The following is a 25,221-nucleotide window of genomic DNA, read 5'->3' on the forward strand; positions in this document are numbered from 1 at the left end:
AATACGAGAGATTGCACGACGGGGTTTTTCAAATAATCTAAGCATGCGGGTTTAGGCATCATGAAGGCTTAGGGCGTTGTTGGAGGTTCAGTTAAAAGGCCAACACGTAAAATATGGGCTTCTTGGAGTGCGGACATTAATTTGACAACGTCACCATAAGGTACGTTTTTGTCGCCATTGATTAGCACCTGACGCTGAGGCTGGGCTTGTTGGCTAGTCATTAAACGTTCACTTAATGCGGTTAGCGGGAGACGAATAGGGTCGGCGCTGCCTTCTTTTAACCAATAGCTACCATCCGCCTTGATACTGACGATGAACGGCTCTGCACTATCGACAGACAAGGTTTCTGCCGCAACTTCAGGTAGCTCTACTTTAAGACCTTGTGTCAGCATCGGTGCTGTAATCATAAAAATGACAAGCAGAACTAACATGACGTCTATATAAGGCACAACATTCATTTCCGCGAGTAAATGGCGGCGTTGGCGCTGAAAAGGGCTAGTATCCATTAGTGATGACTTTCACGGTGTAATATGCCGCTAAACTCATCGGCAAACATGGCATAACGATTATTCAGTTGCTCGCTATTCGCCATAAAATGGTTATAGGCTAATACCGCAGGAATAGCGGCAAATAGACCAATGGCTGTGGCAATTAAGGCTTCAGCAATGCCTGGAGCTACCGTAGCGAGGGTGGCTTGTTGCACTTTAGCTAACCCTAAAAAAGAGGTCATAATTCCCCACACAGTCCCAAATAAGCCAACATAAGGAGCACTCGATGCGATGCTGGCCAATGCAGGGAGTTTGGCTTCTAAGCGTTCTTGTTCTTGCATTAAGGTTACACGCATCGCACGTGTAACCCCTTGCATTACAGCATCGGCTGTCAGACCTTTTTGTCGTAAACGCATGAATTCTTTGAACCCTGCATAAAAGAGAGCTTCTGCACCTTGCCGCTCACTTTTTTGACCACTTTGTTGGTACAACATATTCAAATCTGCACCAGACCAAAAGAGTTCCTCAAAGTCCTTGAGTTGTTTATTTGCACTACGATGTACCGTACGGTATTTGGCAATTAAGCTCCAAGAATAAATAGAAGCGCCAACCAGCGACAACATGACCAATTTGACAGGGATGCTGGCATGGCTGATGAGACCAAGAATAGATAAATCACTCATAATCGGTTAATAACTGCAAAAGGCGCACGGGTAAGGCGCAGGGTTTGAGTTGATGCCTATCCACACAGGCTATCTCAATTACGGCCTCAGCGAGTAGTAGATTATCACGACAAAGTTGTTGCTTAAATGTCAATGAGGCTTTGCCTTGTTTGACAATCTCTGCACTCACCACCAGATTATCGTCCATTTTAGCAGGTTGTCGATAACGAATATCTGCTTTTCGTACCACAAAGACATAGTCTTCGGTATGAAGGTAATGGCCAAAACCGATGGCACGTAAAAATTCTGTGCGTGCACGTTCCATGAATTTGAGATAGTTGACGTAGTACACAATCCCAGCCGCATCTGTGTCTTCGATGTAAATACGAATGGGCCATTCAAAACGCTTCATACCGTTTGTCCTGTAAGCGTTTTTAAGGATTCAGGCATAGTCAGACCAAAACGTAAATACGCATGAGGGGTTGCAATTCGTCCACGCGCGGTACGCATGACCATACCTTGTTGAATCAAGTAGGGTTCGACGACATCTTCTAGCGTCCCTGAGTCTTCGGCAATGGCAGCAGCTAAGGCTTCGACACCTGCGGGGCCCCCGTTAAATTTTTCCATTAAGGCTAACAAATAACGACGGTCTAAGTTATCAAAACCGTGTTGGTCAACATCGAGCATATTTAAGGCAGCATTCGCGACGCTGCCTGTAATGACGCCATTCCCCTTGACTTCGGCATAATCGCGGACACGACGTAATAAACGGTTGGCGATACGCGGTGTCCCCCGAGCGCGGCGTGCAATTTCGAGCGCGCCTTCATCTTCCATAGGGACATTTAATAAACGCGCCGAGCGACTGACAATATAACTGAGGTCGGCGACATTATAAAATTCTAATCGTTGCACAATGCCAAAACGGTCGCGCAAAGGGGAGGTTAGTAAGCCAGCTCGTGTTGTTGCCGCAACTAAGGTAAAGGGAGGTAGGTCTAATTTAATCGAACGCGCACCAGGCCCTTCACCAATGACAATATCTAACTGATAGTCTTCCATTGCGGGGTATAAAATTTCTTCGATAACAGGTGATAAACGATGAATTTCGTCAATAAATAAAACATCACCTGCTTCTAGATTGGTTAGTAGCGCGGCTAAGTCACCCGCTTTTTCCAGTACAGGCCCGCTGGTAGACTTTAATTCACCTTCCATTTCGCGGGCAATAATATTAGCAAGTGTCGTCTTGCCTAAACCAGGAGGACCAAAAATTAAGGTGTGGTCTAATGCCTCCCCGCGAGTTTTAGCCGCATGAATAAAAATTTCCATTTGTTCACGGACTTTGGGCTGACCAATATAGTCGTCTAAACTGGTGGGACGTATGGCACGGTCAATCACTTCATCTTGACGTTGTGCGTGTGGGGTAATAATGCCGCGATCGTGAGCCATAAACTGAGAATCATATAAGCGAGAGATGATGCTAATGGTAGCATAGGTTTTTATGCTAAATAATTGATAAAAAGTTATTTGATGGTCAGATACGAGAAAGACGACAATTTAGGTCGTAGAATTGGTGGTGCTTGTGATAAAAGAATGGCGCGCCCGGCGGGATTCGAACCCACGACCCCTGCCTTCGGAGGGCAGTACTCTATCCAGCTGAGCTACGGGCGCTTGCAGGGCGGCAATCATAGTATTGTTTATGATGAAAGTCTAGTTTTAACAGGACTTTAGGTATTTTATCACTTGCTAAGTTTGGTTTTTTCTTATGCTTCGTGAGACAATAGTGTATTGATTTTTGGCTTATTGAAAAAAGGTTCACTATGTCTGCATTTGTTTTAGACGGTAAACAGCTTGCCAGCTTAATTGAAGCGGATTTAAGCAAACGGGTTGCTGCTCTTAAAGAGAAAACTCAACAAACACCTATTTTGGCTACCATTTTAGTGGGCGATGACCCCGCATCAGCGACCTATGTCAAAATGAAGGGCAATGCGTGTCGTCGTATTGGTATGGAGTCTATTTCTGTGACTTTGCCTGCACATACGACCACGCAAGAATTACTCGCACAAATAGAGAGTCTCAATCATAATCCAAATGTACATGGTATTTTGTTGCAGCATCCTGTCCCTCATCAGATTGATGAACGGGCATGCTTTGATGCCATTAGTTTAGCTAAGGACGTAGACGGCGTCACCTGTTTGGGATTTGGTCGCATGAGTATGGGGGAGTTTGCTTATGGCTCGGCGACTCCTCAAGGTATTATGACCTTATTACAACATTATCAAATACCCCTTGAAGGCAAACATGCGGTCGTTGTTGGTCGTAGTGCTATTTTAGGGAAACCGATGGCAATGATGTTATTAGCCGCTAACGCCACCGTCACCATCTGTCACTCACGCACACAACAGTTATCAGAATTGATTAAACAAGCAGATATTGTGGTGGGAGCAGTGGGTAAACCGCAATTTATTAAAAGTGAATGGATTAAAGAAGGCGCAGTGGTTGTCGATGCAGGTTATCATCCAGGTGGAGTGGGTGATATCGAGTTAGCAGGCGTCGTTAATAAGGCGAATGCTTATACGCCTGTGCCTGGCGGTGTAGGGCCAATGACTATTGCAACGCTGATGACTCAAACCGTCATGGCAGCCGAAAAACAAGCAGATTGAGATATTGTGTGCCAAGTATGTCTCTTGGCACACAACCACGTGAGGATTAGCTCCAGAAGTAGCCTTTGTAATCTTTAATGATTTTATCGGCGATATAATGCGCGAGTGCGGCAACGGTTAACATAGGATGTTGTACCGCGATACTGGGTAATAAGCTCGCATCGCTGACAAACAAACCGCTTACCTCATAACTTTGTCCATAGGGGTCAATAACGGCTTTCTTACGGTCAGCACCCATACGGCAGCTCCCCTGCGCATTGACAGATACCAGACGCATGGCAAATAAGCCCAATGCACCATAGTCAATACTGTCTACAATTTGGTCAAGTTCTTCGAGGGATGTCGCTTGAATACGCTGATAAGTCGGTAAGTAGACACGTTCTGCACCTGCTGCAAAAAAGATGCGACCAGCCCGTTTTAGGCCGTCTTTGAACAAGGCAAATTCGGGTTTAGTCATATTCCATTCAATACGTTTCGAGCCGCCTCGAATAGGCCCACTCCAATGTACATAACCGTGACCTGTATCGGGTAATAGGATATTAAGTGCAGAAAAATACTTAAATTCTTGCATAAAACGAATATGGTCAACCCCCATAGAGAGTTCATTTTGTGCCATTAACTGTACGGGTGCAGCTAAGCCGGATTCCATGAGCATTTTGCCGTCTTCTTCACCTAAAAACTCATCAATGTGCATGCCTGCAAAGGCACCACGCCAACCATAAACAGGCACAGGGAACTTACCTAACACAACACTGGTAGGATGTAGAGATAAATTACGGCCTAATTGGTCATTTTTATTGGGGAGTTTGCTGCGTTGTAACAAGAGTGGGGTATGAATCGCCCCAGCAGCAGAGACAACAATTTGCGCATTAACTTTAATATTGGCAACTGTTGCTTGGTTATCAGGGTCAATCATACGACCTGATACGCCGACAGCACGGCCATTTTGGATGAGAATTTGCTCAACATAGGTATCGGCATAGATTTTGACACCTGCTGCTACTGCCCATGCCAAATACGTGACTTGCATCGAGGTTTTACGGTCAGAAGGGCAGCCAGCCAAACAGTGACCCGTCAATGCACATTGTTTGACGTTACGTGATTGAGGACGCCATGACCAACCTAAGGCTTCACACCCCCTGATAATTGCGTTAGCACAGTCATTAATTTCATGCGGTTCGTTGAGATGGACGTGCAAACGACGTTCAACTTTTTCATAATAGGGGGCAATTTTATTGGGGGCGAGGCCTTCAACACCGTGATCTTTAGCCCATGATTCCAGCACATAATCAGGTGCGCGTACGGCAATGGTTGCACTAATCACAGAAGAACCACCGACACAATTACCTTGCATCACGATAGTGTCGCCAATAGTATTGGTTTGTGCGCCCACATCTTGATATAAATTTTCTAAAGCCCACGCCATGTCTTCAGTAAATTTATTACTCGGTACATAACGGCCAGCCTCTAAAATAATGACACTTTTGCCTGCTGCCGCTAGCTCATGGGCAATAATCGCGCCACCCGTTCCCGACCCAACGACCACGACGTCCGCATTTAATACAATATCTTGGCTAGTACGAATATCGCTTGCCTGAGTGACAGGTAAACCTTCTTTAGGGAGTTCTCTATAAATCATTTGTTATTGTTTCCTGAGCTGGCAGACCAAGATTAAAGAATCATTTTTTTATCGTCATCGTCGCGCGGTAAAGGCATATTGCCTAAACGACGAATCCCCCATTTAGCGGTTACAGGGCCATCATATTCTAAGGCTTGCCATGTTCTAGGGTCGCGCCAATAGGCCACTCCTAAGAGCGTCTTGAGAGTCACCACTAAGCCGCCTTGAACAGCAAGGCCATTTTGCCATGAGCGAAGTTGATTTAAGGCTTGTTCGTTAGAGAGACTAGAAAAACGTTTGAGTTTATACAGGGTGCTAAACTCAAGGGCTTTACAACCAAGGGATAATAAAAAGCGGGTATCTGCATTCAAACGGCCGACCATATTGTCTAAGTTTTCTAAGACAGGCACTTCCGTAGTTGACGGTAAATCACTAAAGCGTTCTGTGGGTAAAAATACCACCCGTAGCTTGTCAAACAAGCGATATTCAGGCTCACTGAGGTGACGAATATAGGTGGGCACCCCCGAATCAGCGGCTAATGCACGTGCAGGAAATGTAACAGCCGTCGCGGCGCTCGTGCCTAATAATAAACCTGCTTTTAGAAAACGTCGACGCGAAAGGCTTGCCAATTGTTGTTCTAGTTGGACAAGCGCAGGGTCTTGATGTGACATAGTCGTCCCCGACAAAATGCTGCTTTTTCAGCGATATTATGTAATCATGATAACTGCGCATGATAATTTATACAGTGTCTATGTCGGTCTGGGCGAAGGCAAAAAAGCCAATCAGCCAACGTCAACAATAGGACACATTATTTAATAGACGAGCAATCAGCGCAGGGCATCTTAGTCTAGCCTAAACTGACTAAGGATTTAAGTCTGTATCTAGCTGTTTCTCAGCTTTGTCTTATGTTTGGTCATTATTTGCCTGAATGTTAATCGCAAACGGGGCTAAATCGCCACTATTTATTGTAATTTGTGGAAAAGGCATGCTGATATGATGGTCATCAAACGCCTGTTTAATACTTTCTTGTAGCATATCTTTAATATCTAAAAAATTTTCTTTGCGAGTCCACACATGAAAAATCAGGTTAATGGCAGATTCTGCAAAGTTTTGTACCACAACTTGCGGTTTAGGCTCATCTAAAACCAAGGGGTTTTTGTCCGCTAGTGCCAATAAAATACGTCTGACTTTACTGATATCTTCTTTATACGCAATGTTAATGGTAATCGGCACACGGCGAATAGCAAAGCGTGTTAAGTTGAGCACTTCCGATTTAATCAGTTGCTCATTCGGAATGCGTACATAGATGTTATCAGCCGTTCTCAGTTTGATAGATAACAAGTCGATTGACAGCACATCGCCAATGGTTTTGCCGACCTGAATGGTATCGCCAACGACAAATGAACCTTCGCCAATTAAAAATAAGCCACTGATTAAATTCGAGGCAGATGTTTGTGAGGCAAAACCAATAGCGACAGTAAAAACGCCAGCCGCACCCAGTAAGACACTGAGTTTGAAGCCCATTTCGTGCAGTGCAGACATGGCAAATAATAACAATAAAAAATAAAATAATGCCCGTCGCCAAACCAGTAATTGATGTGCGGTGAGGCGTTGACTCATCGTTTTGACAAAGGCTGTCGTCACTAAATGCGAGACAAGATACCCCAGCACGAGAAGAATCCCGCCAATTATAAAGCCTTCCGTTTTGTCACTGACGGGTAAGTTGATGAGACGGTCTAAGAAACTATCAGTGGTGGCCATAATCCTTACTCAAAAAAATGTTCAAACAAGCTACTTAAGTTTTCGATGTTTTCTTGACGTGCAGGATTTAAGAGTTTGACAATTCCTGCATGATTGTGGAGACGCGGGTCGATACGCACTTTGGCGGTGCGTGTGGAGTTGGATTGTTCAACGGCTAAAGTAGGTGTCCATAAGCGACCATCTAAAGCACTATAAATAGGTAAAAGTGGGGCAGGAATGTTAATCCGTTCAATGGGCATGGTTTGGCTACTGTGATTCATAATATGTACAGGCGTCACGGCTCTGAACGCACGAATGGGTAACTGATTTAAGTCGATACGACCAAACACTTTGGTGGCATAACAAATTTCTCCACGAATAGGACTCGCACCAAACCATGTATCTGTAGGCCTGACCACGGGAATATCGAGTAGTTGTTGGTTGGCCGTACTCAACACCAACCAGACAGGCGTACTGACAAATAAGGTTGTTGCTTGATTGGCAGGGATTAACAAAGGACTAATCGGTTTAACGACAACAGAACGGTCAGCCATACGCGGGCTGAGTTTGAGTTCGGATTCTGTTTGATTAAATAAAAAGCGTTGTAGTTGGGCTTGACTGGGCAATATATTGGCTTGTGCTTGTAAGTGCCAAGATTGTTCATCTTCGTGTTGATGAGATTGCCGATGACTTTCGATATGCCATTCTTGCGCTGTGCGACGGACTTGTAGTTCAAAACCAGCCAATTGCCAATAACGGACTTGTTCTGTAGTAAACGAATATGTTCCCCACCAGATATGTTCAGACATAACATCTCACTTGCGCAAATAGTTTCATAAGTCGACAAACACTTCATATCATTAAACAGCGCATTATTCCGTTTTGTACAGTCGTCAGCAACACAGAGGTACAGAATCATTAGCGACTTTGTTCTCAGCTTGGGCGAATGTGTCATAAAAAATAAGCAAATAGGTATAAGGCCCGTTAAGATATGACGAAAAAGCACAAAAATGCCACGTAGCTGCATTGAGTGACTGCTAGGCATCCAGTAGACTGTTTGTTGTCATCTTTATGACACGGTGTTCTGTCATTATAAATCAATTATTCTGCGTACAATGCAGGTATACCTAGACACCGTTTATGCTAGCAATCGACGCCTAAGGGCGTATAGATACAGCGCTTCATGGCATATCATTCATAATACGAGAAATTTATTATGTCCCGTCAGGGTCAATTATCTTATAGTTTTGCAAAACGTCATGGTGTGTTGTTGGTGACTCAAGCCGACCATCAACAGGCTTTACTGCTGCGTGATGATGTTAAGTTAAGTACTTTGATGGAAGTTCGACGCAGTTTAGGGACGCTATTGGCCTATGAAACCCTATCCATAGCGGACTTTAATCAACGCTTAGCGGGGGCATATCAAGGTGATGGTGGGGAGTCTCAACAAGCAGTAGACGGTCTAGAAGACCATCCTGACTTAGAAAGTCTAGCTGAGTCTGTTCCTGAAACTGAAGACTTGATGGAACAAGAAGATGATGCCCCGATTATCCGTTTAATCAATGCTTTATTAAGTGAAGCGATTCGTCTGAGTGCTTCGGATATACATATAGAAGCCTTTGAAAAGCGTCTCTCTGTACGTATGCGTGTTGACGGCGTATTACGCGAAATTGTACAGCCGCGCCGTGAGCTTGCGCCTTTGTTAGTATCACGTATCAAAGTCATGGCAAAACTGGATATTGCCGAAAAACGTGTTCCTCAAGACGGTCGTATTTCATTACGTTTGGCAGGCCGTGAAGTCGATGTGCGTGTATCGACCTTGCCTTCTAATCATGGCGAACGGGTGGTCATGCGTTTGTTAGATAAACAAGCAGGGCGTTTAGATATTGGCCATTTGGGGTTACAAGCAATCGACCATAAACGCTTGCGGGAATTGATTTATAAGCCGCATGGCATCATTTTGGTGACAGGGCCAACAGGTTCGGGTAAAACAACGACCTTATATGCCGCACTAACCGAATTAAACGACGCCTCCCGTAATATTTTAACGGTAGAAGACCCGATTGAGTATCAGCTCGAAGGGATTGGGCAGACACAAGTAAACACTAAAGTAGACATGACTTTTGCTCGCGGTTTACGTGCTATGTTACGTCAAGACCCTGATGTTGTGATGGTGGGGGAAATTCGTGATATGGAAACCGCAGAAATTGCGGTACAAGCCTCCTTAACAGGCCATTTAGTATTATCTACCTTACACACTAACACAGCTGTTGGCGCAGTGACTCGATTACAAGATATGGGTATTGAGCCATTTTTATTGGCGTCCTCTTTGTTAGGTGTCATTGCGCAACGTCTCGTGCGGGTGTTATGTGTGCATTGTCGACAAGCCGTCACCGCAGATGAAGAAGAGTGCCAGCTTTTAGGGGTAACAGCCACCCAGCCGCCGACCATTTATCGTCCGCATGGCTGTGAAAAGTGCAATTTTAGTGGGTATCGTGGCCGTTTAGGTATTTATGAGTTGGTCATTATTGATGATGAAATGCGTCGTCTCATTCATAGTCATCCGGGTGAGCATGAATTAGAAGCCCATGCACGCACTATGAGCACGAGTATCCGAGCCGATGGTGTTCGTAAGGTGTTAGCAGGAATTACCACGTTAGAAGAAGTCGTCAGAGCAACACGCGAAGGTTAACTATGCCTGCATTTGATTATATTGCCGTAGACGCACAAGGTAAAAAACAAAAAGGCGTACTTGAAGCCGATAGCTCACGCCAAGTGCGTCAGCAGTTGCGTGAGAAAGGATGGCTGGCCACATCGGTTGAACCTGCTTCTAATGAGCAAAGTAAACAAGACAAAACTCCCTTTTGGCAGCAAAAAAAGGGCTTAACAGCCTATGAGTTAGCCTTAGTGACACGCCAACTCGCTACCTTGATTCAGGCAGGTATTCCCTTAGAGGAAACCTTAAAAGCGGTTGCTAAACAAAGTGAAAAACCTGCCGTCCAAAGCCTATTATTGGCGGTTAGAGGTAAGGTGTTAGAAGGTTATCCTTTAGCACAAAGTTTGGCAGCTTTTCCTAAAGCCTTTCCTGACTTATATCGAGCCACCGTTGCCGCAGGTGAAAAATCGGGTCATTTAGATTTAGTCTTACAACAATTAGCGGACTACACCGAAAATCGTTTTACCACGCAAAAACAAATTCAAGGCGCAATGATTTATCCCATCATCTTAACGACTTTAGCCTTGGCAATCGTCGTGGGGTTATTGACCTTTGTTGTTCCTGATATTGTCAAAGTATTTAGTAATTCGCATCAGCAATTACCCTTATTAACCCGAGCTTTAATTGCAACCAGTGATTTTGTCAAAACTATTGGTCCTTATTTATTGGTTTTACTGGTTTTTTTAGCATGGATGGCAAGTAAAACACTCAAAACAGATAAAGGTCGTTATGCCTTAGATGGCTTTGTACTGCGTGTGCCTTTAGTTAGACGGATTGTCAAAGGAGCCAATGCCGCTCGTTTTGCTAGTACACTCAGCATATTGAGTCGTAGTGGGGTACCGTTAGTAGAGGGTTTATATATTGCGGCAGCCGTCGCCAATAATTGGTATATTCGAGATGCGATTTTAGATACGGCCTTAAAAGTCACCGAAGGTGGCAGTATGAGCCATACCTTAGAAAAAAGTCGTTATTTCCCCCCGATGATGATTCAAATGTTGCGAAGTGGTGAAGCAGGTGGCGAGCTGGACGAAATGTTAGCCCGCGCTGCACAAATGCAAGATAGAGAGTTGTCGGCATTGATTACGACGATGGTTGGGTTGTTTGAACCCTTGATGTTATTAGTCATGGCAGGTGTTGTGTTAATTATTGTATTAGCGATTATGTTACCTATCGTCAGTATGAATAATTTAGTCCATTAATGAATAGTCAGAAATTTAACCTATAGGAGCTGTTGATATTTTTGTGTCTTTCTTAACCACAATCTAAACGTCAACAGAGCTTAGTGGTCTAACACCAAAAGTTTGAGGTTGTTATGCAAGCAAGTATGAAAGGTTTTACCTTAATTGAAGTCATGGTTGTTGTCGTGATTTTAGGGATTTTGGCGGCCGTGATTGTGCCCAGTGTGGTGGGTAAAGATGAACAAGCACGCCGTACTTTAGCTCAGACTAGTTTATCGAATGTCGCGAATGCTTTAGAGATGTATCGTTTGGATAACCATAAATACCCTACAACACAAGAAGGTCTAGAGGCTTTAGTCAATAAACCCGCTTCTGCCAAAAGTTTTCCACCAGGAGGGTACTTAAAAAGTATTCCTAACGACCCGTGGGATAACCCTATTCAATATGTTGCGCCTGGTAGCGCTGGTAAAGCCTATGATTTGTACTCGTTTGGCTCTGATGGTCAAGAAGGTGGTGAAGAAGATAATGCGGATATTTATTACAAATAAAGCGCAACCTATTAAATGATAATAGATATGACGACATCGCGTGGCTTTACCTTGATAGAAGTACTGTTAGTCGTGCTACTCATTGGTATTGTCAGTGGTATTGTTTTATTGGCTGCCACGCCTAATGACTCTTCGCGGTTGGTTGCTAATGAAACAGAACGGCTTGCCGATATACTGGCACTGGCCATTGATGAGTCAATCAGCGATAACGAACAGATTGGCGTATTAATAGAAGAAACGGGCTATCGTTTTTTAAGTTTTGACGAAAAGACGCGTCAATGGCTACCCTCAACGAATAGCTTATTAGTCGATTATGAATTGCCCAGTAGTCTTAGCATTCATATCAATAAGCAAGATAACACGAAAAAAATGAGCCTTGCTAAAGACAGTAAAAAAGACGTATTGCAACCGCAAATTTTATTATTATCGAGTGGTGAGACCTCGGCTGTTGAGTTGGAACTCAGTGCGGAAGATGGCTCTAAACAAAGCCTTATACTGAATGAGTTAGGCTTTATTCAATTAAGTACCGACTCCAATGAACAGCAAACGCAATAAGGGCTTCACCTTACTTGAAGTATTGGTAGCGTTGGCCGTGTTTTCGGTGGCAGCGATTGCCTTGATGCGGGTTAGCGAATCGCAATTACGTTTAAGTCAGCGTTTGGAAGAAAAAACCTTTGCCCATTGGGTTGCGTTAAATATGGTCAGTGAAATGCAGGCCAATCAAGATTGGCCGAATTTGGGGGAGCAAACCGGTAAAGTCAGTATGGCTGGCCGCGATTGGAAAATTGTCATCAAAACTCAAAGTACCCCTGTCGCACGTGTGCGACGTATAGATGTCAGTGTGGGTATCGCGCCTAAAGATTTTACCGAAGCCTTAGTCCCTATCACGGTGTTAACTGGTTTTATCGAGCAGCCTAATGTCCAAGTGATGGGGTCAGAGCCATGAAGCCGCACCGTGGTTTTACGCTGTTAGAATTATTGGTCGCGATAGCCATATTTGCCATTTTGGGTATAGGTAGTTATCGTTTATTAGCCAGTACCATTCAAACCCGTGATGTAGCCAAAGTCCATGATACGGCTTTACAAGACTTACAGCGTGCGATGACGGTACTGAACCGTGACATTTCCCAAGCGGTGGCTAGACCTGTGCGTAATGAGTTTGGTGATAATGTGGCAGCACTTGTGTTGCAAAATAATAGTTTAGAACTGACACGTATGGGCTATCCTAATCCCTTAGAACAAACTCGCAGTGAATTACAACGTGTACAGTATGGGTTAAATGCAAAAGGTGAGTTGATGCGTGCTACATGGCGACATATAGACCGTGACCGTAGCGAAAAGCCAGTCCCAATTGTGATTCTAAAAAATGTAGAGTCCATTCAATTTAGAGCCTATGCGGCAACAGGTGGACTCGGTGCAGAATGGCCGCCTTTAAGCCAAACTAATAGCCAAGATAATCTCACTGTCATGCCTAGGGGTGTAGAATTGGTATTAAAGGTCAAGCCTTGGGGAGAAATTCGACGTTTTTTTCGTGTGCCTTTGGCTATTGAGGAAAAAAATGCGAATCCCTCTTAAACAACGAGGTGTTGCCTTACTTACGGTATTATTAGTGGTGGCGATGGCAACGATTTTGGCTGTGGCAATGGTAAAAAGTCAGCAGAGTTTTTTAAGGCGTTCAAGTAGTGTGTTTAGTCAAGACCAAGCCTACCTATATACCTTGGGTGCAGAATCATTTGCCAAATCGATTATTCAAGAAGACAAAGATAACGACCAAAATAAAACCAATCCACAAGATGCATTGAACGAAAATTGGGCAAAACGCGTGCCGCCTTTTCCTGTGGAAGGGGGCTATGTATTGGCGCAAATAGACGATTTACAAGCAAAATTTAACCTCAACAACTTGTGGCAAGAAGGGCAACTCAACACGGCTGCGCTAACGATGTATATGCGTTTATTAGCCTCTTTAGACATCTCTCCGGCATTGGCTTCCCCACTCGTAGATTGGTTAGACCCTGATAATTTACCTTATGATGGCGATGGTGCCGAGGAAGATTGGTATTTACGCCTTAAGCCTGCTTACCGTACGGCAAATCATGCTCTGGTGAGTACCTCAGAGTTATTATTGTTGCGGGGTTATACGCCAGAAATTGTTGCCAAACTGCAACCGCATATTACCGCATTGCCCACGTTTACCACGATAAATATCAATACTGCTTCGGCAGAGGTCTTGGTTGCAAGTGCTGATAATTTAACATTAAATATGGCAAAAGAATTGGTGAATACCCGTCCTAAAGAAGGCTTTGGGTCGGTCGAGTTGTTTTTGGCAAATCCTATATTTAGCAATATCAGCGCCGATGAAAAACAAAATATGACTAAAATGTTGGGCGTGCGTACACAATATTTTCGTGTTCTTGCCGAAGCTGAAATAGACTTAAAGCGTCGCGTCCTCAGTGTGACCATTGCGCGTGATGATAGCTCAACCATTCGTACAATTAGCCGTGATTGGAGTCAGCAATGGCAAACAGTCACTCAACAAAAATCTCATATTAAAGACACGCCCTAATGGACAATCTATTTATTCGTATTCCAACCTTAGGTGGCTTGTGGCAGGGCTGGTCTCGCCATGAGCAGACTCTCAAGGCATTGAGCGAAGCAGACTTAGAAGCGCTTATGAGCGCAGGTTTAGCTAATGTCGCGGTGACGGTACTCGTCCCGACATCATTGTGTCTATTCTCTGTTGTCCATATCACGCGCCAACAACTCAAGCAATTACAACCCTCAGATATGGCTTTATTGCTCGAAGACCAGACTTTAAGCCCTGTTGAGCAACTGCACTGTGTTTGTCGTCCATTGAACGATGAACAAGCCGTGATTGTGGGTATTCAACAGCAAACATTGCAAAGTTTGTTGGAGCCATTTACGGCAAGTCAATGCCAACTTGTTGCCGCAATTCCTGATATTTTTATGGTACCAAGCCAAGAACATAGTTGGTCGCTGCTGGTCGATAATTCCGACTGTTGGTTGCGTATCAATCCACATTTGGGCTTGCGGTTGGAGGCAACGGCAGCAATTGTGTTATTAAATAGTGCTTGGCAGGAGTATCCGACGCAGCGTGTGAGTGTATACGGTGATGTCCCAAGTGATGTACAAGCGTGGTTAAGTGCGAAACAAGACTTGACTATTGATGTAGTACCTGCGGTCAACTGGACACAAGAATTTCAACAATTGAATGCGAAACATGCATTTAATTTGCTGACAGGTAAATTTACAGTAAAAACGGCTTCCTCTTTATCGGGTTATTGGCGTTATGCGGCTATTTTTGTAGGGATTGCCTTTGCAACACAATTAGCATACGACAGTGCCCGTTTATGGCATTTCAAAAAAGTGGCACAGCAGACCAAAACACAAAGTATTCAGCTTTATCAAAGTCTTTTTCCGCAAGAACAGCGTATTGTCAATTTGAAACGCCAAATTGAAAGTCATTTGGCAGAGCGTCAACAAATGGGACAAGGTTTTATGCCGATTGCAACACGAGTTGGCGAAGTCTTAAATACGCAACAATGGCAAACACAACGTATAGATTTTGATAGTAACGGTTTATTACTGGAAGTGGATGCCGCGAACTTGACCGAGTTAGATAAATTGCGCCAGCAGTTAAATGCACAAGGCTTAGTGGCGGAAACCTTAAGTGCCAATAGTCAAGGTACAGGCATTCGGGGTCGTTTACGTATTAGTGAGAGTAGTTAATATGCCTGCGATATTAGAAGATTACTTGGCCAAGTTAAGCCCCCGTGACCGTGTAGCCGTGATAGTGCTAGCGATTTTTGTGGTGATTTCTTGTGTTGGTTTAGCTGTCCTAAAATTACATCGCGCTGCCGATAAAGCACAGCAACAAGCAGAGCAAGAAAAAGAGCTCTATACATGGTTACAAGCCAGTATGCCGCTGTTGGCGGGTGGGGCGAGTATAAATGGCGGCTCGGTATTAGATACAGTGAGTGCGAGTGCAGGCGTTACAGGTATTACTATGCAGCGGTTTGAACCTGATGGTGATAGTGTTCGTGTCTGGTTAGAAAATGCGGAGTTTGCCAAGGTGGCGAATTGGTTACACTCCTTAAGTCAACAAGGCATTAACGCTCAAGAAGTACATTTTGAGCAAAATAGCAAAGGCTTATCGGTTCGTTTAGTGTTTGGGCGTTAGTTTTATTTAATCTGACTTTGCTTTTTACCAAAGTCAGATAGAGGCCGTTTCGCTCAGTTAGTTGAAAGTCGCTGTCAGTACTGTGACAAACTCTGCGGAGTTTGGGTGCTCTTTGGCTAAATCTACAATTGACTTACCTTCGGTATTGACGGCATGTAAATCACGACCTTCTGCTAAAAAATAGACTAAGAAACGTTCAAAGTCGTTGGCCCGCATATGCTTATAGGCATTATACAAGACGTGAAAGTCAGCATTTTCTCCCAAGGGTGGTTGACGATTTAAGTAGGATTTTACCCGTTCATCGTTCCATTCTTCGCCAAATTTTGCGGGCTGTGTTAAGGCCATAATTCACTCTCATGTATCAAAAAGTATCAATAAACAGAACTTTCTACTGCACTTAACAGGAGCTAAACAACTTTTTAGGATGCTCTGTGTTGATGGTAGTCGTTTAGTGCGAGACTTTAGGTAGGAAAAAAGGCCACGTCAAGACGTAGCCTTAGATTTTCTTGCAGGCAAGGGCGGAACTATAAGCTAAGACGTTTATCTTCGGGCAGTGTGATGTCCATTTCAATCACTTCAAGTCCGTCTTTTTGTTGTACCTGTACTTGTACAGAAGTATCGGGTACAGAGACATATTTACGAACCACAGCCAAAATCTCTTCGCGTAATTGCGGAAGATAGGGGGCTGCACTACCACCACGTCCTTCGCGTTGATGTGCAACGACCACCATTAAACGCTCTTTAGCGGTTGAGGCAGTATTATTTTTTTTATCACTGCCAAAAATTTTGCGCCAATCCATCATGATTTAGCCCCCTAATAGCCAAGCGAGCAATCCTTTCTTTTCTGGGTTTAAGAAACGATGTGGGCGTTCTTCTCCCAAGAAACGTGCCACGAGGTCGTCATACGCTAAGCCTGCTTCGCTATTTTTGTCACTAATGACAGGGACACCACCATTAGAAGAAGTCAACACGGCCGCAGATTCAGGGACAACCCCTAGTAAAGGAATTGCTAAAATTTCTTTGATATCCTCAACAGACATCATTTCTTGTTTGACCACACGATTAGGATTATAACGTGTTAATACAAGATGCTCTTTAAGACGACCTTTACCTTGTTCAACTTTTTGAGTTTTACTGGCCAATAAGCCTAAAACGCGGTCGGAGTCACGTACAGAGGAAACTTCAGGGTTAGTGACAACTAAGGCTTCATCGGCAAAGTACATCGCTAAATGTGCGCCTTTTTCGATACCTGCAGGGGAGTCACAAATAATATATTCAAACTCTTGCTTTAATTCATTTAAGACGCGTTCTACACCGTCTTGTGTTAAAGCGTCTTTATCACGGGTTTGCGATGCAGCTAAGATATATAAATTTTCGTAGGTTTTATCTTTAATTAATGCCTGTTGTAATTTGGCTTCCCCATGAATGACATTAACGAAGTCAAAAACAACTCGGCGTTCACAACCCATAATCAAATCTAGATTACGTAAACCGACGTCAAAATCAATTACAACGGTTTTATGGCCACGCATAGCAAGACCAGTTGCAAAAGAGGCACTCGTCGTTGTTTTACCAACACCACCTTTACCAGAGGTAACGACAATTATTTTGGCCACGGTAATATCTTCCTCGCGTCAAATTCAAGCTTAAGTCTCAGTCTTATACAAACACGACGTATAAGAATGCGTTGGTAGCAGCAATTCTAACTCTCAGATATAAGGGATTACCTTATAAAACTGATGGCTATCTGCTATTGTGTCATTATAAAGGCTTGACTGAATATGAAGTATCCAGCAAATTTACAGTTGATAATGACACATTATGTACATAAATGTAAAAAAAAAATCAATTTATCTGACAAAAAGGCGCATCTATACTAGAATTTAATGTCACTAAATGCCATTCCTTGAGGGTATTAGCCTTAACACAATAACTAAAAACAAACCTAACACGGCATTCAAGGTTACGGTTCTAACAATTCAATGGCTAGATTGCTGTCATCTGAAAGACGAATCTGGGTCGCTTTACCGCGTAAATTGCTAGGAATTTGGTCTGCAACCATATAAACACCGGCAATTGCAACAAGGTCGGCTTCAAAGCGTCGGCAAAAAATACGTGCATTCGGATTGCCTGTTGCGCCTGCAATAGCGCGTCCGCGTAAGGTACCATAAACGTGAATACAACCATCTGCAATCAACTCTGCGCCAGAACTCACAGGTGCCAATACAATTAAGTCACTATTTTCTGCGTAGACTTGTTGACCAGAACGGACAGGGTCTGTGATGAGTTTGGCTGGTAGATTGGGGGGGGCAGGAGTATTGCTTGGTGTTGTACTTTGGTTGGTTGATGCGGTTCTTGGTCGGCTGACACTTTGGGTATGGTCAGGAGGCATCACAGGTAAGTTGAGGAGTAGCGCTTGCTCCGTCAAAATACCGTCAGATACGCCCAAGACTTGAATACCTGTCTTACGCAAGGTTTTAACGAGCCAGCTCAAATCAATCAGGTCGACAGATTCAATAATGACAGGTAAGCCCTGTTTTAACATCGGATTTTCTAAGGTCAGTTTGGTGAGTTCTTCAACAATCTCTTGTGGATTGGTGGATTGAACTCGTAAACGAGATAAGGTTAATACACGTCCCATCAGACGTAAGGCTTTGGTTTCTTCCATTTGCATAATTCTTAAATACAGTTATAGCTAGATTGCCAACAAGGATAAGCGAGTAATTTTAGACTATTGACCTAGTCATTGGGGTATATGCTAATTCGATTAGCGATTTATATGTCATGCCAATGAGAGACTCAGTTGCAACAAATGCGCCATTTTTTATATAGCAAGGCATGCAAGGAACCCAGTCTGCCAATGGCTTGATTTTACGCTATTCGGCAAGCGCTTGGCAGCCGTTCTTGAAAAATTAAATATCTATTATGGGGGGGTAGCACTTATTGACAGGAGAGTATTTGCGCAATAATAGGGCATCTACTCTCATTGAGTGCAATGGTTGTTAAGGCAGGGGTTGGGTTTTATCGGTATTAAGTTTAGCGTCAATCGGATTTTCTATCTCCTGCTGTTCATCAATTTTCCATTGTTGAATGGCGACTTGGGATTTTATCAATTCGATGGCTTCTACCATAATCGACTCGATAGCATGATCCATTTCAGCATCCGATAGAGTAAAAGTGTCAAAAGCAGCATCTGCAAGGTCTTTCAGTGCGGCATTATCGGTTTGGCTAAGGTCTTGTAACATATTACGCGTTAAATCATTGACGAGGCTACTCAGCAGTTGTTGCACCTCACTTTCAATCATATTGCCAATCAGGGGTAAGCGGCGTTTCATCTGTCGCCATTCACTATTATGGCGAAGGGTGTGTTCAATGGTCTGTGTTAAATAATGAGCAAGTTCTTGTTCGTGTTGTTGATAGGCACGCGTGGTAAATGCGCCAATACGATTGGCTAGCCAACGACTAATAATTGCTTTATGTGGGACTAACACGTTGGCGCGTAAGTCACTCATGACAGGGTTGTTACTACGCAATTCTTTTTGTACACCATCAAGCACATTTAGCACAATACGGTCAGAAATCTCTTCAATGACAATGCCATAATATTTTTGTGCAGTTTTGATGAGACGCGTTCCTACCACAATAATGCCAAGTGTATGTAAACGATAAAATACGGATACTAACCGTAACAGGCGCAAAAACTGCAAACCAGGTAAACACGCTAAAACGTCATACCAATGAATAAAAGGATAAAAAAACCAACGATGATAGGTTTTTCTATAAATAGCCAATAACCAACGTAGACCAAGTTCTACTAATAAAAAAATCGTGAAAATGGAGTCATAAATAGTGATTTTTTTGTGCCAGTGTTGTTGATAATGCTGGTAAAAATCAGGATGCCACTCAGAAAATAACAAACCAAAGCCTGTGTACATGAGCAGGGTGTCTATGAGTAATAATATTAGATTGAGAGTAATTAAACCCAAGACAAAGATATCAATTACTAACAATGGGGCTTCTTGTTTGTGCTTTTTGAGGGCTTGCCAATTAATGAGCATGGCAATCATGACTCCTATAAGGTTAATTCAGAAGATTAAGTTGACATAAAATAAACGAGTCTATGCAGCTTAGGCCTTTATTTGCCATAGTAACGAATATAAGAGAATACAATGAAAAGATTGTCTAGCAATGTTGATGTGATAAAAACGTGTGCGTATGAAAATGGGTAATTTCTCTGTATAAACAAGGAGAAATCACCCAAATTTAAGGTGTTTTATAGCAACGCATTAAGACTGGGATGTGCCAAAATCGCACTCAGCCGCGTCATGGCTTGCGCTTGTTCATCAGGACTGAGTTGAGAGTAGGAAACCAGTTGTACCAATAATTGCTGAACCATATTTTGCTTTTCTTCTGCCGTTTTGGGGTAGCTTTGTTGTTGGAATAACTGCATTTTTTTCGCAGTTCGTGTTTCGTTATCTGTGTAAGGACTGGGTAAATCCAGTAATAACTCTAACACTAAACAGTTTTCTTGAAACAGTTGCGCATGTTCTTGAGGATTATCGCCTTTGAGTTGCGCCATCGATTGCCAGCGTTTGTTGAGTGCGCTGTTAAAAAAGTTAGGCACATTCAGTTGTTGACGCGCGGCCTGATGCTGCTCAATAGAAATGGCTTTTCCTGCCAATACGGCATTTTCGGCACTAAAACATAAATTTAAGGCATCTAAAATGGCTTGCCGTTGACTTGCTTTGGCTTCATAGGCTTGAGAGTCTATTTTTTGTTGCCATTGTTGCTTAATTTGCGTTAATTGTTGCCGTGTATCTTGATAAGTTTCTTTGGGTAACGACAGTGATTGTAGTTCTTGTACTAAGGCATCAAATTGTTGTTGACGCTCCTCAATATGCTCTAAATCAACCAATACGGCTAAATTTTCTAAAAGCTGTTTGCTGCGCTCAATATTGGCTTGTTCTTGCTGCTGACGGGCTTGTTTTTCTTCTTCGCGTTTGGCAAAAACGGCGTCACACTGTTGACGAAATTCTTCCCACAGTTTTTGGTCTTTAGCATGGCCGCAACTACCTAAGCCTTTCCATGTTTGTTGTAATTCTTTGGCTTTTTGGCAGGCATCGCGCACGGAGCTGAGTTCGAGCAAATGGCTGGCTTCTTTAATTAAGGCTTGTTTACGATTGGCCTGTAGCGCATATTCATCTTGTAGTTTTTTTTCAAGACCCTGCATGACGTCGTTAAAACGCGTCAGCAGCTTTTTATGAACTTTGCTGTCGACAGGATGATGTATTTGCCAGTCTTCGCGTGCTTTTTTAATAATAGACAAATGCGTTGGCCAATGAACGACATCGGGCATTTGGGCTAAATATTGTTCAAGCTCTACACATAATGCCTCTCTGTTAATGGCATTTTGCTCTTGAATGGCTTTTTGTTGGTCAAAATACTGTTGGCAAGGCGCATAGGCTTGTTGACTCAGGTCTTTGAATTGTTGCCATAAGGCTTTTTCGGCCTCATTATTAACCATGCCAACGGCTTGCCATTCGGCTTGCAGCGCTTTAATTTCATCTAAACGACTTAAACCCTCTGCCTCTAAGTGTTCTGCTAACTGACGCATCTTGGCGACTAGCTCTTCTTTTTTGGGCAAAATAGCAAATTCTGCCCAATCTTTCAGTTGTTGCAGTTCTTGTGCCCATTGAACCAGTCGTGGTTCGTGTAACTTATGTGTTTTAGCCAGTTGTTGTGCCGATTTTAGGTATTGGCTGGCTTGACGACTATTACCTTCTGCAATGGCTTGACTGATTTGTGTGATTAATTGTTGAAATTCAGGAAAGTCTTTGGCTTCGGGTTTGGGTGGTTTGGCAGTCGCTTTAATTTCTTGCGTAGGGGCAACACGGTGTCGCTTTTCAACTTGGATTAAAATGGCTTGTAAACGCTGAAAAAACGCAGGCAATTGCGTATGCTTATGTAATTGTAGCGTTTTTATGAGCTCTTTTAAGGATTGGCTGCTATCAAAATCATCAGGTTGAGCAATCACACGTTCAACTAAGGCTGATAATTCACTCAGTTGTTTGAGACTTTGTTCAATCAGTTGATTGAGTTGGTTTAATTGCTTAAAAAGCGCATGGACTTCATTTTGTAATACAAGGTCGGGGCTATGAACATCAAGCGTTTGTTGCCACTGTTGTTGCAGTTTTTCTAATGAAGCCCCCATAGAAACACCGTCATTCAGTGTATCGAGTGCTAAACTTTGAGTACGTAAGTCATGGAGTGCTTGTAAGGTCGCGTGTTGAGTCTGTTGTGCGTGTTCAATCGCTGCTTTTTCGTGTTGTTGCTGGGTCACAATTTTTTGTAAACTGAGTACAGCTTGGTCAAAACGCTGTTGTAAGGCATCGGGACAGGCTTGCATTTTGCTGGCTTGTTGCCATTGTTGTTGTAGACTTTGTAGTTTAGCGGCAAAGAGTGGGTTGCTGGTTTGACGATGTAGGCTATCGACGTCTTGACACAGTTTTTCTAAAAGTTGTAAATGCTGTTCAATGGCTTTTTCTTGATTGGCACTATCGTCTATTTTTTTGCGTAAGATGCGATACGCGCCTTTATCACTCTGTTTAATTTTTTCTGCGGTATCTGCAATCACCGCTAAATCATGCAAGCGTTGTGCGGCTTCTAAACGTACTTTGGCAATCGTGTGTTTGATGACGATATCCGCTAATTGTTGCTGGCTTTCGATTTTATTTAAGGCAATTAAACTAATGGATAGTTGCGAAGAATTAAAAACTATATCGACTAAGGATTGACCTTCTGCTCGATGAACATCATCTACGTTAGGGGCAGGTACTTTTGTAGACGTGTCTACCTTAGGTGCTGAGCCAGTGCTAGCAGGAGTCGCTGTTTTTGTTTTATTTTCTTTGTTAAACCATGATTTGAAAATATCAGTAATAGCCATGAGTCAATCTCATTCCTTAAATCATTGATAGTCACACTATCAAAGCGCATGTTGTTTTGAGGGGAAGTATCGAGTATTGCCGAATGGGTGAGCTGCAATCTCTATCTTTGTGGAGCATTATAAAGGAACTAGACACACACGCTCATTCATGTGTGTCGGTTTTTTTGTTAATTTCTGCGTGCCAAGTTGCTAATAATGTATCCTTTTCTTGCCATAACTGATTTATCCATGTTTGAAAGCGTTCACGAAACGCAGTGTCATGTTCATAATCGCCTTGGGTAAATTCTGGCGGAATAGGACGTAATTTGGCCGATACTTTAATGGTTTTGGTTTTGCCTGACCAAAAATCAATAAAACGCGGCGCACCTTCAGGGTAATACACGGTCACGTCTACCAATTCTTTGATGTCGCTGCCTAAGGCTCTCAGCGCAAAGGCCATACCGCCCGATTTAGGTTTGAGTAAATGGCGATAAGGTGATTGCTGTTGTTGGTGTTTATGCGACGTAAAACGAGTCCCTTCCAAAAAGTTTAGGATAGCGTAGGGGTTTTCCTGAATCTTAGCGCAAGATTCGCGGGTTGTTTCGAGGTCTTTGCCTTGTAAATGCGGATGTTTTGCCAATAACTCTTTGGAGTAGCGCTTCATGTATGGAAAATCCATCACATATAAGGCTTGCCCTAAAAAAGGCAAATAGGCCAACTCTTGTTTAGTAAAGAAGCGAATAAACGTGGTTTTGCGATAAAACACATACTGAAGAACGACAATATCCACCCATGTTTGATGGTTGGCAATAATAAAATAATTACCGTCGTAACGAATATCTTCAGGCAATTGAATGTCTAATTCGATGTCGGGTAAGTGTTCAATAAACAGATTGTTGACTTTTGTCCAATGCTCGGCAAACTTAAAAATCAGTGGATGTGTAAAACGATTGTATAGCGGCTTAGGAAGCACTAATTTGAGTGGGTATTGCGACATAATAGCTGCCGAATGGACAACCGTACTCGCAATTAAAATGGCTAAACGAGAGCTGCCAATGATTTTTTTGGGTAAATCGGGTTCCATTATAGCTCCTAAACTGTACTTAGCACGTCAACAATCAATTTGATAGTTTTAGCTTTGGCTCTTGATTATCAAGAGTTCATGTCGCAGATTAAAAGCAAACAATGTTAGGGGGTTGCAGTGTGTACTGCAACCTTGTTGTGAGTGAGGACTATATTTAGCGCAAAATAGTCCATTTATTGAGCAGTAACGAGTTACTCAGCGACAATAATGCCTTTTTGTTGCCAATCTTTGATTTGTTGTTGAGTAAAACCGTATTTACTTAAAATTTCTTGCGTATGAGCGCCAAGCTGACAGCCTGCCATCTCATATCTCGCAGGAGATTCACTTAATACAATCGGGGTGGCGATTTGTTTTTGCTGTTGTCCATAACCATTAGGTACATTGACAACCATTTGTCGTGCTTGCAATTGTGGGTGTTCGCAGGCTTCAGCAAACGATAAAACAGGTTCAACACACGCTTCAATTGGCGCAAAAATAGCCTGCCATTCGGCAAAAGTTTTCGTGATGATGGCTTCGCGTATTGCCGTTTTGACGATAGTAACGGCTTCTTCGTCTTGACGAATGGATAAGGGAATTAAATCGGGGCGGTGAATGCTTTGTGCAAACGCCATAAAAAATTGTGGCTCTAAGCCTGCAATACTTAAATAACGACCATCTGCTGTTTGATAGCAGTCATAAAATGTGCCCCCATTTAAGGTGTCTGTTTCGGGTTTAGGTTGTATATTTGCCATCAACGCGGGGGGAGCGGTGAGCGCTTGTAGACTAAATGCCGCGTCAGTTAAAGAAATATCGACAAATTGCCCTTGGCCTGTGTGTTGACGATGAATCACTGCCGATAAAATACCAATCACCGCATACATACCGCCTGTGACATCAGCGGCTTGAATAGGTAACGGCACAGGACCTGCATTGGCGCGACCTGTATAATCTAAAACACCCGCAATAGCCAAATAGTTTAAGTCATGCCCCGCTCGGTTTTTATAAACACCATCTTGACCATAGCCTGTTACCGCGCAGTAAATAAGTTTTGGGTTAATCGCTTTTAATTGCTCATAACCGATGCCTAAACGTGTCATGACATTAGGGCGAAATTGCTCTACAACGATATCGTAGTCTTTGACCAGTGCTTTAATAATCTCAATGCCTTCAGGGGTTTTAAGGTCAATAGCAATGCTTTGTTTATTACGATTTAAAGCTCCGTGTGCCGCAGATAGACCATTGTTATCAAAAGGCGGCATGACTCTCACCATGTCGGGACGCGTGGGAGCTTCAACTCTGAGTACGTCTGCTCCAAGGTCAGCTAAAATACGAGTACCAAAGGGGGCAGGCAATAAACCCGAAAAGTCCAAGACTTTTAAGCCAGTCAATGCAGTCATAATTACTCCCAAATTATTGTGATGAGAACAAGCA

At 43.1% G+C, this 25,221-nt stretch carries 26 protein-coding genes and 1 tRNA gene; 10 read left to right on the top strand and 17 right to left on the bottom strand.

Features of this window, described 5'->3' with window-relative positions; translation table 11 throughout:
- Positions 1-68: 68 nt before the first annotated feature.
- The 5 genes from tolR to C8N29_RS12400 all read right to left on the bottom strand — a co-directional run bounded on the left by tolR (position 69) and on the right by C8N29_RS12400 (position 2,815).
- The gene (gene tolR, locus C8N29_RS12380) at positions 69-506 is read right to left on the bottom strand and encodes a protein TolR (RefSeq protein WP_107866378.1); all 438 of its coding nucleotides are present in this window, start codon (positions 504-506) and stop codon (positions 69-71) included.
- Positions 506-1,171: a protein TolQ gene (tolQ, locus tag C8N29_RS12385; protein WP_107866379.1), complete on the bottom strand. Its 666-nt coding sequence runs from the start codon at positions 1,169-1,171 to the stop codon at positions 506-508. The genes tolR and tolQ overlap by 1 nt, the downstream gene beginning before the upstream one ends.
- A complete protein-coding gene (gene ybgC / locus C8N29_RS12390) occupies positions 1,164-1,562 on the bottom strand; it encodes a tol-pal system-associated acyl-CoA thioesterase (protein WP_107866380.1) in 399 nt (132 codons plus the stop codon). Before ybgC ends, tolQ begins: the two co-directional genes overlap by 8 nt.
- Positions 1,559-2,593: a Holliday junction branch migration DNA helicase RuvB gene (gene ruvB, locus C8N29_RS12395; RefSeq protein WP_107866381.1), complete on the bottom strand. Its 1,035-nt coding sequence runs from the start codon at positions 2,591-2,593 to the stop codon at positions 1,559-1,561. The genes ybgC and ruvB overlap by 4 nt, the downstream gene beginning before the upstream one ends.
- 145 nt (positions 2,594-2,738) lie before the next feature.
- A tRNA-Arg gene (locus C8N29_RS12400) sits at positions 2,739-2,815 on the bottom strand.
- 149 nt (positions 2,816-2,964) lie between these two features.
- Here C8N29_RS12400 and folD point away from each other — a divergent pair.
- Positions 2,965-3,807: a bifunctional methylenetetrahydrofolate dehydrogenase/methenyltetrahydrofolate cyclohydrolase FolD gene (folD, locus tag C8N29_RS12405; RefSeq protein WP_107866382.1), complete on the top strand. Its 843-nt coding sequence runs from the start codon at positions 2,965-2,967 to the stop codon at positions 3,805-3,807.
- Positions 3,808-3,853: 46 nt separating this feature from the next.
- Here the strand turns inward: folD and C8N29_RS12410 are convergent, their stop codons facing one another.
- The 4 genes from C8N29_RS12410 to C8N29_RS12425 all read right to left on the bottom strand — a co-directional run bounded on the left by C8N29_RS12410 (position 3,854) and on the right by C8N29_RS12425 (position 7,974).
- Complete coding sequence (locus C8N29_RS12410) at positions 3,854-5,446, bottom strand: GMC family oxidoreductase (RefSeq protein WP_107866383.1); 1,593 nt, start codon at positions 5,444-5,446, stop codon at positions 3,854-3,856.
- Between the two features lie 32 nt (positions 5,447-5,478).
- The gene (locus C8N29_RS12415; protein WP_107866384.1) at positions 5,479-6,096 is read right to left on the bottom strand and encodes a transcriptional initiation protein Tat; all 618 of its coding nucleotides are present in this window, start codon (positions 6,094-6,096) and stop codon (positions 5,479-5,481) included.
- A gap of 232 nt (positions 6,097-6,328) precedes the next feature.
- Entirely contained in the window at positions 6,329-7,186 is an 858-nt protein-coding gene (locus C8N29_RS12420) for a mechanosensitive ion channel family protein (RefSeq protein WP_107866385.1), read from the bottom strand.
- 5 nt (positions 7,187-7,191) lie between these two features.
- Positions 7,192-7,974 (bottom strand): hypothetical protein, encoded by a 783-nt coding sequence (locus C8N29_RS12425; RefSeq protein WP_107866386.1) that lies wholly within the window; start codon positions 7,972-7,974, stop codon positions 7,192-7,194.
- A 407-nt stretch (positions 7,975-8,381) separates the two neighbouring features.
- Here C8N29_RS12425 and gspE point away from each other — a divergent pair, with 407 nt between their 5' ends.
- From gspE to gspM, 9 genes are all read left to right on the top strand, one after another.
- The gene (gene gspE / locus C8N29_RS12430) at positions 8,382-9,857 is read left to right on the top strand and encodes a type II secretion system ATPase GspE (protein ID WP_107866387.1); all 1,476 of its coding nucleotides are present in this window, start codon (positions 8,382-8,384) and stop codon (positions 9,855-9,857) included.
- Positions 9,858-9,859: 2 nt separating this feature from the next.
- Positions 9,860-11,080, top strand: coding sequence for a type II secretion system inner membrane protein GspF (gspF, locus tag C8N29_RS12435; RefSeq protein ID WP_107866388.1), 1,221 nt, complete (start codon positions 9,860-9,862; stop codon positions 11,078-11,080).
- A gap of 113 nt (positions 11,081-11,193) precedes the next feature.
- Positions 11,194-11,607: a type II secretion system major pseudopilin GspG gene (gspG, locus tag C8N29_RS12440; protein ID WP_107866389.1), complete on the top strand. Its 414-nt coding sequence runs from the start codon at positions 11,194-11,196 to the stop codon at positions 11,605-11,607.
- A 27-nt stretch (positions 11,608-11,634) separates the two neighbouring features.
- Positions 11,635-12,162, top strand: a complete 528-nt coding sequence (gene gspH, locus C8N29_RS12445; protein WP_170106979.1) for a type II secretion system minor pseudopilin GspH — start codon at positions 11,635-11,637, stop codon at positions 12,160-12,162.
- Positions 12,143-12,553 carry a type II secretion system minor pseudopilin GspI gene (gspI, locus tag C8N29_RS12450; protein ID WP_107866391.1) on the top strand — a complete coding sequence of 137 codons (411 nt, stop codon included), beginning with the start codon at positions 12,143-12,145 and terminating at the stop codon, positions 12,551-12,553. The genes gspH and gspI overlap by 20 nt, the downstream gene beginning before the upstream one ends.
- A complete protein-coding gene (gene gspJ / locus C8N29_RS12455; RefSeq protein ID WP_107866392.1) occupies positions 12,550-13,182 on the top strand; it encodes a type II secretion system minor pseudopilin GspJ in 633 nt (210 codons plus the stop codon). Before gspI ends, gspJ begins: the two co-directional genes overlap by 4 nt.
- Positions 13,166-14,170, top strand: coding sequence for a type II secretion system minor pseudopilin GspK (gene gspK / locus C8N29_RS12460; RefSeq protein ID WP_107866393.1), 1,005 nt, complete (start codon positions 13,166-13,168; stop codon positions 14,168-14,170). Before gspJ ends, gspK begins: the two co-directional genes overlap by 17 nt.
- Positions 14,170-15,354 (top strand): type II secretion system protein GspL, encoded by a 1,185-nt coding sequence (gene gspL, locus C8N29_RS12465; protein ID WP_107866394.1) that lies wholly within the window; start codon positions 14,170-14,172, stop codon positions 15,352-15,354. The genes gspK and gspL overlap by 1 nt, the downstream gene beginning before the upstream one ends.
- 1 nt (position 15,355) lies before the next feature.
- The gene (gspM, locus tag C8N29_RS12470; RefSeq protein WP_107866395.1) at positions 15,356-15,805 is read left to right on the top strand and encodes a type II secretion system protein GspM; all 450 of its coding nucleotides are present in this window, start codon (positions 15,356-15,358) and stop codon (positions 15,803-15,805) included.
- Positions 15,806-15,862: 57 nt separating this feature from the next.
- Here the strand turns inward: gspM and C8N29_RS12475 are convergent, their stop codons facing one another.
- The 8 genes from C8N29_RS12475 to C8N29_RS12510 form a co-directional block, all read right to left on the bottom strand.
- A complete protein-coding gene (locus C8N29_RS12475) occupies positions 15,863-16,150 on the bottom strand; it encodes a PA4642 family protein (RefSeq protein WP_107866396.1) in 288 nt (95 codons plus the stop codon).
- A gap of 179 nt (positions 16,151-16,329) precedes the next feature.
- Positions 16,330-16,608 (bottom strand): cell division topological specificity factor MinE, encoded by a 279-nt coding sequence (gene minE, locus C8N29_RS12480; RefSeq protein WP_239987165.1) that lies wholly within the window; start codon positions 16,606-16,608, stop codon positions 16,330-16,332.
- Positions 16,609-16,611: 3 nt separating this feature from the next.
- A complete protein-coding gene (gene minD / locus C8N29_RS12485) occupies positions 16,612-17,421 on the bottom strand; it encodes a septum site-determining protein MinD (protein ID WP_107866397.1) in 810 nt (269 codons plus the stop codon).
- 347 nt (positions 17,422-17,768) lie between these two features.
- On the bottom strand, positions 17,769-18,473 hold the full coding sequence (gene minC / locus C8N29_RS12490; protein ID WP_170106980.1) for a septum site-determining protein MinC: 705 nt from the start codon (positions 18,471-18,473) through the stop codon (positions 17,769-17,771).
- A 334-nt stretch (positions 18,474-18,807) separates the two neighbouring features.
- The gene (locus C8N29_RS12495) at positions 18,808-19,863 is read right to left on the bottom strand and encodes an ion transporter (protein WP_146164467.1); all 1,056 of its coding nucleotides are present in this window, start codon (positions 19,861-19,863) and stop codon (positions 18,808-18,810) included.
- Between the two features lie 215 nt (positions 19,864-20,078).
- On the bottom strand, positions 20,079-22,748 hold the full coding sequence (locus C8N29_RS12500) for a DUF349 domain-containing protein (RefSeq protein WP_107866400.1): 2,670 nt from the start codon (positions 22,746-22,748) through the stop codon (positions 20,079-20,081).
- Positions 22,749-22,890: 142 nt separating this feature from the next.
- Positions 22,891-23,811, bottom strand: coding sequence for an acyltransferase (locus C8N29_RS12505; protein WP_107866401.1), 921 nt, complete (start codon positions 23,809-23,811; stop codon positions 22,891-22,893).
- Between the two features lie 191 nt (positions 23,812-24,002).
- The gene (locus C8N29_RS12510) at positions 24,003-25,190 is read right to left on the bottom strand and encodes a CaiB/BaiF CoA transferase family protein (RefSeq protein ID WP_420836668.1); all 1,188 of its coding nucleotides are present in this window, start codon (positions 25,188-25,190) and stop codon (positions 24,003-24,005) included.
- Positions 25,191-25,221: the final 31 nt, after the last annotated feature.

The organism is Agitococcus lubricus (genome assembly GCF_003051055.1).
GTDB classification, from domain to species: Bacteria; Pseudomonadota; Gammaproteobacteria; order Pseudomonadales; family Moraxellaceae; genus Agitococcus; species Agitococcus lubricus.